Source organism: Colwellia psychrerythraea (genome assembly GCF_000764185.1).
Taxonomy (GTDB): domain Bacteria; phylum Pseudomonadota; class Gammaproteobacteria; order Enterobacterales; family Alteromonadaceae; genus Colwellia; species Colwellia psychrerythraea_B.
Window position 1 is genome coordinate 70,019 of the sequence record NZ_JQEC01000006.1, and the last position, 11,996, is coordinate 82,014.

General features: G+C 37.0%; 8 protein-coding genes. All 8 read left to right on the top strand.

What is annotated here, in order from left to right:
- The first annotated feature begins 2 nt into the window (after window positions 1-2).
- A complete protein-coding gene (locus GAB14E_RS18530; protein ID WP_033080957.1) occupies window positions 3-1,958 on the top strand; it encodes an XrtA/PEP-CTERM system amidotransferase in 1,956 nt (651 codons plus the stop codon).
- Between the two features lie 85 nt (window positions 1,959-2,043).
- On the top strand, window positions 2,044-3,261 hold the full coding sequence (locus GAB14E_RS18525; protein WP_033080958.1) for a TIGR04063 family PEP-CTERM/XrtA system glycosyltransferase: 1,218 nt from the start codon (window positions 2,044-2,046) through the stop codon (window positions 3,259-3,261).
- Between the two features lie 5 nt (window positions 3,262-3,266).
- Window positions 3,267-4,361, top strand: coding sequence for a glycosyltransferase family 4 protein (locus tag GAB14E_RS18520; protein ID WP_033080959.1), 1,095 nt, complete (start codon window positions 3,267-3,269; stop codon window positions 4,359-4,361).
- Between the two features lie 23 nt (window positions 4,362-4,384).
- Window positions 4,385-5,743, top strand: a complete 1,359-nt coding sequence (locus GAB14E_RS18515; protein WP_033080960.1) for a phenylacetate--CoA ligase family protein — start codon at window positions 4,385-4,387, stop codon at window positions 5,741-5,743.
- A 111-nt stretch (window positions 5,744-5,854) separates the two neighbouring features.
- Window positions 5,855-7,150 carry a putative O-glycosylation ligase, exosortase A system-associated gene (locus GAB14E_RS18510; RefSeq protein ID WP_033080961.1) on the top strand — a complete coding sequence of 432 codons (1,296 nt, stop codon included), beginning with the start codon at window positions 5,855-5,857 and terminating at the stop codon, window positions 7,148-7,150.
- A gap of 78 nt (window positions 7,151-7,228) precedes the next feature.
- Window positions 7,229-8,182, top strand: a complete 954-nt coding sequence (locus tag GAB14E_RS18505) for a polysaccharide deacetylase family protein (protein ID WP_033080962.1) — start codon at window positions 7,229-7,231, stop codon at window positions 8,180-8,182.
- A 1-nt stretch (window position 8,183) separates the two neighbouring features.
- Complete coding sequence (locus GAB14E_RS18500; RefSeq protein ID WP_033080963.1) at window positions 8,184-10,466, top strand: hypothetical protein; 2,283 nt, start codon at window positions 8,184-8,186, stop codon at window positions 10,464-10,466.
- Between the two features lie 5 nt (window positions 10,467-10,471).
- On the top strand, window positions 10,472-11,974 hold the full coding sequence (locus GAB14E_RS23880) for a chondroitinase-B domain-containing protein (protein WP_052093467.1): 1,503 nt from the start codon (window positions 10,472-10,474) through the stop codon (window positions 11,972-11,974).
- The last annotated feature ends 22 nt before the right edge of the window (window positions 11,975-11,996 follow it).

An 11,996-nucleotide genomic window follows, 5' to 3' on the forward strand; every position in this document is an offset into this window, starting at 1 on the left:
GAATGTGCGGTATAACAGGTTTTATACATTTCTCAGTAGAAAATACAGCTGCTAATACAGTAGATAGCTCCTCAAATGATTCAGTAAAAGATCAGAAGCTTTTAGCCGAAATGAATCAGGCACAATTTCATCGCGGTCCAGATGAAGGCGGCGAATACCTTGATGATCATGTTGCTTTAGGGCATAGACGCTTATCAATCATTGATTTATCGTCGGGTCAGCAGCCAATGGCAAGTGACGATGGCGACTATGTTTTGATTTTTAATGGAGAAGTGTACAACTTCAAAGACACACGGATAGAATTAGAAGAATTAGGTCATATTTTTCATAACCACAGTGATACTGAAGTCATCTTACATGCTTATATGCAATGGGGTCAGGCATGCGTGGATAAATTTCAGGGTATGTTTACTTTTGCCATATGGCATAAATCAAAACAGCACTTATTTATTGCTCGTGATCGATTGGGTATAAAACCATTATTCTATGCCATGATTGACGGCACACTGTATTTTGCCTCTGAACTGAAAAGTATTACTTTAGTACCAGGATTAAGTAAAAAAATAGATGTAAAAGCTATCGAACAATACTTTGCTTTAGGTTACGCAGCCGAACCACACACCATTTATCAAGACGTAGCTAAATTACCGCCAGGTTATACATTAAGCCTTAATGTTGGTGATCAAGCACCTGAAATAAAGCAATATTGGGATGTAAGTTACGCTCAGCAAATTGAAATGGCTGAAGAAGATTACCTAGAAGAAATGGTCGAGCAATTTAAAGGCGCTGTTGATAGCCATATGAATGCTGATGTTCCATTGGGATCATTCTTATCAGGCGGTGTTGATTCAAGTGCTGTAGTTGCCATGATGTCGCAGCTTTCCAAAGAAAAGACGGATGATAAATCGCCTAAGGCAGTGACAACGTGTTCAATTGGCTTTGACGTCAAAGACTATAACGAAACTGACTTTGCTCGTATGGTCGCTAAAGATTACAAAACTGACCACCATGAAAATATTGTTGCCAGTGATGACTTTGAGTTAGTGGATGTTTTAGCTGGTTTATATGATGAACCTTATGCAGATAGTTCTGCTATGCCCACGTATCGAGTATGCCAATTAGCGCGTGAGAAAGTCACAGTGTGTTTATCGGGCGATGGTGCAGATGAATTATTAGCAGGCTATCGTCGTTACGGTTTAATGATGAACGAAGAAAAAGTCCGTTCAATATTGCCTTATTCAGTACGTAAACCAATATTTGGCACCTTGGGTAAATTATACCCTAAACTTGATTGGGCGCCACAATTTTTACGTGCAAAAACAACGTTTCAATCTTTAGCAATGGATACCGCTGAGGGCTATTTCCATGGGGTATCACTGCTTAATAACAGTCAACGTAAAGCATTATTCTCTGATGAATTATACCAAGAGCTTAAAGGTTATACTGCACTAGAAGTGTTTAGAGAGCATCAAGATAATTTTGACGGTAATGACCCGTTATCACTTATTCAATACTTAGATATCAAAACCTATCTTGTTGGCGATATTTTAACTAAAGTTGACCGTGCCAGCATGGCGCACAGCTTAGAAGTGCGTGTACCCTTTTTAGACCACAAATTTGTTGAATGGACGGCAAAAATACCAACAGCGTTAAAAATTAAAAATGGCTGTGGTAAATATATATTGAAAAAAGCGATGGAACCACATCTTCCAAACGATGTACTTTATCGAAAGAAAATGGGCTTTAGAGTACCATTGTCTGAGTGGTTTAGAGGCCCATTAAAGCAGAAGTTACGTGATTCTTTATTAAGTGAACAAATGAGAAATAGTGGCTTATTTAATATGAAAACTATTGAAACCTGGTTAGATGACCACCAATCAGGCCGCAAAGAATATAGCGCGCCACTGTGGACATTGTTAATGTTTGCTTCTTTTTATAAACAAGCAGAGGAAGTTTAATAGTTAATGAGGCATTGTCATTCCCGAGGTGTTTTATCGGGAGGCCATTTTTACCTGCTATAGCTTAACTTGAAATAATAAACATATGAAAGTATTACACGTATTTGATCATTCAATCCCACTACACAGTGGTTATACCTTTAGAAGCCGCTCAATATTAAATCAACAGCATGCCTTAGGTATAGAAACATGCCACGTTACCAGCCCAAAACACGGTAATGACGAAGCTGAAATAGAAGAAGTTGACGGACTTACTTTTTATCGTAGTGCGCCAACCTCTGGTTTGATGTCAAAACTACCGGTATTAAACCAACTGGCCAACATAACGCCTATGGTAAAACGCATTTTAGAAGTCATTGACATTGAAAAGCCTGATGTTATTCATGCGCACTCACCAGCACTAAATGGCTTAGCGGCTTTGAAAGCGGGAAGAAAATCCGGTTTACCTGTTGTTTATGAAATTCGTGCTTTTTGGGAAGATGCTGCTGTTGATCATGGTACTTGTAAAGAAGACGACTTACGCTATCGTCTAACGCGGAAAATGGAAACCCATGTTGTTAAAAATGCCAGTGCAGTGACGACTATTTGTGAAGGGTTACGCAGTGATCTTATCAGTAGAGGAGTTAACGAAAGTAAATTCACCGTTATTGCTAATGCCGTTGATATTGAGCAATTTGATGTCATCACGCCACAAGATAAAGCGAATAATGCAGAGTTAGCTAAAGACTTAAAATTAACCGACTGTGATGTATTAGGCTTTTTAGGTTCGTTTTATGCTTATGAAGGTCTAGATCTTGCCATTGCCGCATTGCCAGCAGTATTGGCTAAAAACCCTAAAGCGCGTTTATTACTGGTTGGCGGTGGTCCGCAGGAGCAAAATTTAAAACAGCAGGTCACTTTATTAGGTTTAGAAGGTAAGGTTATATTTACTGGCCGTGTTCCTCACAGTGAAGTAGGGAAATATTATAGTTTGGTCGACTTATTAGTTTATCCACGTAAACCTATGCGTTTAACTGATTTAGTAACACCGCTAAAACCTTTAGAGGCTATGGCACAGGGTAAACCAGTCATTGCTTCAGATGTTGGTGGTCATAAAGAGCTTATCACAGATAATGAAACAGGTTTCTTATTTAAAGCGGGTGATAGCGCTGAACTGGCTGAGCGTTTAGTTGATTTATTGGCAGATGAAGATAAATTGAAAAGCGTACTTTCAAACGGTCGCGATTTTGTCGAAAATGTTCGTAACTGGAAAAATAGTGTTAGCAATTATTTACCGCTTTACAAAAAACTGATTAAAAAATAATTAATATGAGCCAATTTAAGAGAGTTACCATTGTCGGACCATTAGCTCCACCTGCGGGAGGTATGGCAAATCAGACCAAAAAATTGGCGGAATTTTTACGTGCAGAAAATATCATTGTAGACGTTATTAGAACAAATCCAGAATACAAGCCGGCTTTTATTGGTAAATTACCCGTGATAAGAGCATTGTTTCGTTTAGTGAGTTACAAGTTAACCTTGATGAAACGGCTAAAAAATACAGATGTTATTCATATTATGGCCAACTCAGGCTGGTCATGGCATTTATTTGCAGCACCAGCCATTTTCTTTGGACGTCTTTATAATAAACCTGTAGTTTTAAATTATCGTGGCGGTTATGCCGCTGATTTTTTTAGTGAATCTTGGTTTTGGGTTGATCTAACACTGAAAAAATCCCAAGTTATTGTTGTACCTTCAATATTCCTACAGGAAGTCTTTGATGATTTTGATAAGTCAGCGGTTGTTATACCAAATGTCTTAGATAAAGAGCTTTTCTTTCAAGCGACTAATGAACAAAAAAATGAGAATGCACCTCATCTTATCGTGACTCGCAACTTAGAGGCGATTTATGATGTAGCAACAACCGTTAAAGCTTTTGCATTAGTGATAAAAGAGTTTCCAGAAGCTCGTTTATCAATCGCTGGCACTGGGCCGGAAAAACAAGCATTAACCATGCTTATTGCTGAATTAAAGTTAAATGACAGTGTGTTTTTTACAGGTCGCTTATGTCCTGAAGAAATGGCTAAGTTGTACCAACAGGCAGATGTAATGCTTAATGCCAGCACAGTCGATAATACCCCCAATTCAATCATTGAGGCACTAGCGTGTGCTACTCCAGTTGTTTCAACCGATGCTGGTGGTATTCCTAAGTTAGTTAAACATCGACAGGATGCACTATTAGTTAATATAGCCGATCACCAAAAAATGGCTGATGCTGCGCTAGAAATACTTAAAAACCCTACATTACAGCAAACTCTAGTTAATAATGGATTACAGACCATTAAGAAGTTTTATTGGGCAAATGTTTGGCTTAAGTTAAAAGCTTGTTATGATGAAGCGATCATCAATAACCGCAAAAAATAACCAGTAAAGGATCACGAAAGAACATGACAGGGATTTACACGACGTTAGTATCTAAATTGCTTTTTCCACTACACGAACGTTTGAAAAAACACGATACAGTCGCGATTAAAAAGCAGCTTGAAAAAAGTCAATGGCTCCCAAAAGACAAGATTATACAGGCTCAAAGTGAACGTCTTCAGCAGTTTCTTGGTAATACATTAGAAAACGTACCTTATTATAAAGCGCTCTTCAATGAACTAAGATTGTCTCCTTCGGATATAAGCTCTGTTGACGATTTACATAAGCTCCCCTTTCTAGATAAAACAACTATACGTGACAATTACACAGCATTGAAATCATGCCAAGCTGGAGTTGTCAGTTCTTTTACCACGGGCGGCTCAAGTGGAACCCCGCTGACATTCTTACTAGGTAATGAACGAGTTAGTCATGACGTAGCTGAAAAGTGGCGTGCAACCCGTTGGTGGGATGTCGATATAGGCGATAAAGAAATTGTTGCTTGGGGCTCACCCATAGAACTCGGGGCACAGGATAAAGTTCGTATCATAAGAGATAAACTTTTTCGATCGACTTTAATTCCTGCATTTGATATGGATGAAAATAAGCTGCTAGGTTTTATTGATCAAATCCAACGTATTCAACCACCTATGCTTTTTGGTTATCCTTCAGTATTTAGTTTAATTGCTAAGTTGGCACTTACCAAAAAAATTGATTTAACTCAGCTCGGTATTAAAGTTGTTTTCGTTACTTCTGAACGTTTATACCCTTATCAACGGGAAGTTATTGAAAAAGCCTTTGGCGCACCTGTTGCTAATGGTTATGGTAGTCGAGATGCTGGATTTATAGCACATCAATGTCCAAGTGGCAGTATGCATATATCAGCAGAAGATTTGATTGTTGAGATTATTGATCAGGACGGAAAAGTAGTTGCTGAGGGTGAAAAAGGAGAGATAGTTGTTACACATATGGCGACGTCTGACTTTCCTTTTATTCGTTACCGTACCGGTGATATTGCTGCATTAGATACTAAAGCATGTGCTTGTGGTCGAGGCTTACCTGTATTGAAAGATATTGAGGGTAGAACGACTGACTTTGTAGTAGCCGCAAATGGTACTATGATGCATGGCTTAGCGTTAATTTATATCTTACGTGAGCTTGATGGCATTGAAGAGTTTAAGATTGTGCAAGAGACTAAGTTACATACACGTGTAGAAATTGTTCCTGCTGCAGGAGGCAGTCTGTCAAAAGAATTAACAGAAACCATTATTACCGGTTTTAAAACACGCCTCGGTGATGAAGTGGTTATTGATGTAGAAATAGTGACAGTGATCGCAGCAGAGAAATCTGGTAAATTTCGTTATGTAATTTCAAAAGTATCGAGTTAGGTAAATGCTAGATTCTCTTTATTATATTATTGATATAATCTGTCTTGTTTTTTTATATCATTGGGCGGTAAAAAATGATGATGAAGATAATTCTGACTCAAGGAAAAAATAGTGCGTGATATAGCTGTAACTCTTCTATTCTTCTTTTTAGTTTATTATACCATTCGTAAGCCTTTTATCGGCGTAAGCGCTTGGGCATGGATAACCTTTGCTTTTCCAGCTGGCTGGGCGTGGGGGTTTTCAAACAACTTTCGGATGAATTTTTCTGTAGCATTATTAACTTACGTTAGTTATGTTTTTATGAAAAACAAGTCAAAATTCAAAATAGATGGTATAAGCATACTCCTTTTTATATTCTGGTTGATAGCATTAATTAGTACATTAGTGACGGACTCTATATTAGTAGATTATTCATGGGGAAAGTTTGAAAATTTTACTAAGTTATTATTGTTTTATTTCGCTATTTTACTGATTGTGAATAAAAAAGTTCACGTTGATACACTCATTTGGTCAATAGTTTTATCGATATCTTCTTATGCTGCTTTAGAAAGCTTTAAATTCTTAGTTTCCGGCGGTGGGCATAGAGTTGCTGGTTTAAGTGGTCATATGCTGGGTGATAGAAATGATTTGTCAGTAGCTATTAATATGTCCATTCCCTTAATTATATACCTCATAAGTCAAACGAAACATAAACTATTACGGACAGGGCTGATATTTCTGGCCATACTTAATGTCGTTGCTATTGTTGGAACCTACTCTCGCGGAGGGTTTATTGGTTTAATTATACTGGCAGGCTATTTTTTAATTAAATCAAAACGAAAAACGCTTTGGATTATTGTCACTATTATAGCGCTATCAATAGCTTCGTCATTGGTGCCTAGTGGATGGAGTGATAGAATGAACTCTGTCTCCACTGCATCCTCCCAGGATGGCTCCTTTATAGGGCGTCTTTGGGCGTGGAAAATATCAGTTAAGATTGCTAACAATAACTTCTTTGGTAATAGCTTTTTAGCTAGTCAGGATCCTCTAGCATGGGGGTTATATCGAACTGAAATTGATGATTTTGGGCCTATTGATACCCCTCCAATACCTGCAGATAAAGCAGCAAAAGCGGCACATAATCTTTACTTTCAAGTTTTAGGTGACTTGGGTTATATTGGTCTGCTCACTTATTTATTGATAATATTCATTCTATATTTAAGGTTAAAGAAGTTAAGTCAGAAAGCGCGGTTGCATGGGTATGAGTGGTGTAGTCAATTGAGTAGTATGATGTCAGTATCATTAATTGCTTTTATGATGACAGGTGCAAATGTTAGCATGGCGTACTTTGATTTGTTTTATATACTCATTGCCTTAAGTTATGTTATTGAATATAAAATTATTAATTTAGAGTTAGATAAAAAATAATAGCGACGCTTATGTATACAGGTGAATTTAGGTAGTTAATAGGGGTGAAAGGAATGAATACATTACTATTGGAGTGTTATGCTTAATTGGCTTATACGTTACTTAGCTAATCGTTGGAGTAGCTCTAAACGGATCACCAAGCTTAATATCTTAACTTATCATAGAGTAAGTGAATTTCATGATCCTAAAAACCCGAATACAATCACCTTGGCTTTATTTGAGCAACAAGTTAAATGGCTTATAAAGCACTTCACAGTTTTACCTTTACCAGAAGCGCTAATATTACAAGAAAACAATAAGCTACCACCAAGGGCTGTTTGTTTAACTATCGATGATGGTTATCAAGATAGCTATGATTTAATATATAAAGTGCTACAGAAAAATAATATCAGTGCTACTTTCTTTATTAGTACTCAGGGCATACTTGAAGGGGGGTTATGGGATGCAGAGATATACTCAGCTATATTTAATGCTCCTACAGATGTTGGCTCTATTTACTGTGATGGGATGCTTTTTGACTTAAGTAGCCTTGAAGATAGAATCAAGAGTAGGTACCGATTAACAGAGTATGCTAAGTACTTATCCTTGAAAGATCGAACAAAGCTGTTAACTGAGTTGAAAGGTCAAACATCATTTAACCCTATTGAACATAACTTTCTTACTGAAAAACAAATAAAGGTGATGCATTGCTCCGGTATGACAATTGCGGCACATACTCATAGTCACCCAATACTGATGAAAGAGAATAATGAAACAGCATTCGCTGAAATAAAACTAAGTAAAGAACTATTGGAACAGATCATTGAAGAACCAGTCGAGTACTTTGCTTACCCTAATGGAAGAATAGGACAAGACTACAACGAAGAGCATGTGGATATGGTAAAAAAAATAGGCTTTAAAGCTGCCTTGTCTACAGATTGGGGATCTTTAACTAACCTTAAATTGGAACGTTTTAAGATTAAACGCTTTACTCCTTGGGATAAAAAAGAGATATTTTTTGCACTACGCTTGGCACTAAATTATAGGAAGTAATATGTCAATTAGGCGTTTCTACTTCATTACTATTGGCATTGCCAGTCACCTTTCAATATATTTCATTGTACTGCTCTTATCAAAGCATTATGACTTAACTCCGGGCCAATTTTTTTATCAAATTAGTGAGGAGTTAGGAATCCAATCTCCTAGCTTTGAAAATGTATTATTTAACAATAGTTTTACCTTTCCTGCTCATTTCCATATAGCTCCAAGATTTACTAATAACGTTCGTTTATTGGCACAAACCAATAAAATACTTGCTGGACAGTTATCTATATCAGATTTTCAATCTGATTATTTACGTAAAAACCCGCCATGCAAAAAAGATGAGTTGTTAGCATTGGTAACATGCTCATTATTTACCAAAGATCCTGAATTCGTTAAACAAGCTAAACAAGCGCTTATGGACTTTAAGGTAGTTCAGCCAAATTCCTCAGGACGTTACGCAAATAGTTGGCGTTTAGCCTTTGCTTACGATTCACTAAAGCATATGACAGATTTTTCTCGCCAAGATAAAATTAAGATTAATAATAAACTGAGCCAGGCACTGAAGCATTATTTAATTTTGCTTAATGGTAAAGAGGCATCTTTGTGGCATGGTAGGACGACATTAACCGCACAAATGTGGATAACTATATTGGCCATTGACGGTATAGATGAAACACTTTTAAATAATGCGATGCCACATTTTTATAACATGGTCGAGGCGCTTGAACTGACGGAGGCATGGCCTGAAGGTTATAATTATTGGATCAATTCACGTGCTTTTTATGTGGTGTTGGCTTTATCAGGTTATTTGAATGGCACAGAAAAAGACAGATGGCATATCAAGATAAAGAGTTTAATAAATAAACTAGGCCATTGGCATATTCAAGCAACACGACCAGATTGGAAAATTGAGCCATTAGGGGATGAAGGGCCACGTTTAGATCTGAAAGATGAAAGTCGTAGGGTGATTGATATAATTGCTCAAATTACTCGTAACCCTATCTTTACTCAGTATTCGAATAAAATGTCTAAGTTACATGGTATTGAAAGCTACCATGCGCCTTATCGTTGGGGTCTGCCATTATTTTATCCGATAGACCTTCCTGATAGGGCTGTACAGCCATTATCCTTGATGGAAATCTTTGGTCAAAATTCATTAGGGCAAAGCTATATAAGGCAGAACTGGCAAGATAATAGCACTTTTATTAGTTATAGGGCTGGTAGCTCTTTTACACACCATGGTCATTATGATAATGGTCATGTTTCTTTATTCAAAGGCGCTCCGCTGTTGATGAATAGCAGTGTTCCCAGTCAGTTTTTTTCAGAAAATCGATTGAATTATGGCATCCGAACAATTGCCAAAAATAGTATTATTGTACAAAGAAAGCGAGAGGAGGTACTGATCGGTTTTAATCGAGATAATAATATTTCTGATGGCGGGCAGCGAATAACTTTGCCCATAGGGAGTGAGGTAACTACGATAGCTGATTGGCATGAGAAGAGTACAAAAACTCCAATGTTAGTGGGTGGGGCTATTACATCTCATGAAAACCATGTGAAATATTCATATATAAAATCCGATTTAACTAAGGCCTATAATAGCAGCTGGTATGATGATAACGGGAGACAAGGGAAGCTTGAGTTAGTTGGGCGTGAAGTGATTTTCCTTCGTGAACAAGATACTTTATTGATAAAAGATAAAATAAGAACTCGTGATGAAAACCAAGTTAAGTTAGTGTTTCATACAATGAATAAGCCTATAGTCGTAAATGAAAAAGTGCTAAAAGGACAAGCAAATAACGGCATATTAACTAGTTCAGATAAGTGGCTTAAGATTCAAAATGGTAACGGTTTTTTAACAACTGAAATCTTAGCTGATATTCTTGATGTTCGCTTGATAGGTGGTGATAATTATAAGTTTTATGTGGAGTCCGATGGTGATGATACCGTTTTAACGGGTAAAAATTACAGTGGAGGCTTAACTTGGCAGCAAGTATCACATGCACCAAGCTGGCGCTTTGAAGTGCGGGCGAAACGACAAGTTCATAATGAAATCATTACGGTGCACCGTCCAAGTTTAAAAAAATTTCGCCTAGAAAGGACAGAAGTGAAAAATCTAGATGATAATATTCAAGCCTACATCATTGGTAACGTAGCCGTTATTTTTAATGAAAAACAGTTGAGTGTAAAAAATATGCAACAACTACAAGGGAAACAGGTATTAATTTGTGGCTTAGAACAAAAAAAGAGCGGTAGCTGTCAATATCATTCCATTACAGGTGTGGAGAGGTAGTTAAAATGAGCAATACTTCTTTCTTCACAGCCCTTCTGCAATATTTTTATAGAGTAGGTATCTTAGTCCATAGTTTTTTGTTATTGGTGGTATTTGCTAGTTTAGTCTATGGTATCTATCTTTATAATAACTACAATTTACCTGCTGTTATTTTCTTTGAGCGAGTCGCTATTTCGTTAGCTAACTCTAGTTCGCCACTTGCTAAAAAAATATCCTCTCCTGTAGCGTACATAGCCAATGAGTTGGATGAGTACACACAGGCTCATAGATATCAAATACGTTATGATAGGACTGTTGTTGGTCCTAGTATCAATCGTTCAAAAGTACACTTAACCTCTAAAGAAACCAATCAACGATTGATGAACCATTATCGTAATTTAAGAGATTTTGAATTCAAAAAGTTAAGAACTGTCAGAGTCGCATCAAGCCAAGAATTACTGCTAGCTATTGAAAAGGCAAAACCTGGTGATGATATTGTTATCTCTCCGGGTAAATATAATATAAATCAGAGGCAAATCTACCTTAATGCTAAAGGCACATTGCTTAATCCTATTCGCATCAAAGCTGATCTTTATGGTGAAGTTTTACTTGAACTAAATACACTCGAAGGATTTGTAATAACGGGAGATTATTGGTTTCTGGAGAACTTAAAAATTAATGGTGTTTGCTCGAAAGATAAGTCTTGTGAGCACGCTATTCACATTGCAGGGGCAAAGCACCTTATAATAAGAAATAATGAACTTAAAAACTTTAATTCCACGATCAAAGCTAACTCTATAGGTGTGCCTAAAATGAGAAGGCACCCTGATAATGTTTTAATTGAGCATAATGCTATTTACAATGAAAGTTCACGAAAAACAGATACTTCCGTTACATTGGTTGATGTTGTTGCCGGCAGTTTTTGGCTTATCCGTAAAAACTTCATTGCGAATAATAGTAAACATGGGAGTGACTACATCAGCTATGCATTATTTTTAAAAGGGAATGGAAGTGATGGCATAATTGAAAATAATATTGTCGATTGTCAGTGGTCTATAGCCAATGATAAACATACGAGAATTGGCATATCATTAGGGGGAGGAGGAACGGCTGAGCGGTTTTGTCGCACAGGTAGCTGCCCTGTTGAGTATAACAATGGCTTAATTAGAAATAATCTTGTGGCTAACTGTAGTCAGGATGTTGCTATTTATATAAATAAATCGAGTAATACCAAGATAATTCATAACAGTCTTTTAAATACTTTAGGGCTTGATGTTAGGTTTATTCAAAGTTCAGCTAGTATTATAAATAATGTAACCACAGGACAAATTAGAGCTCGTGATGGTGGGGTGATGGAGCTCCAAGGGAATACACAAAAAACAAATAAAGCGACAATTAATTCAGCACCTTCGGTTCAGAGTTTGTCAGATACAGATTTATGTGGCTTTAAACGTTATAAGTTTTCAGTTGCAGGAGCTCTTGGTCGTGAGTGTGTAAAAAAGATGAATATAGAGGTTATTTCTAATTAAGTTAAATCAATAAAAAGGGTGG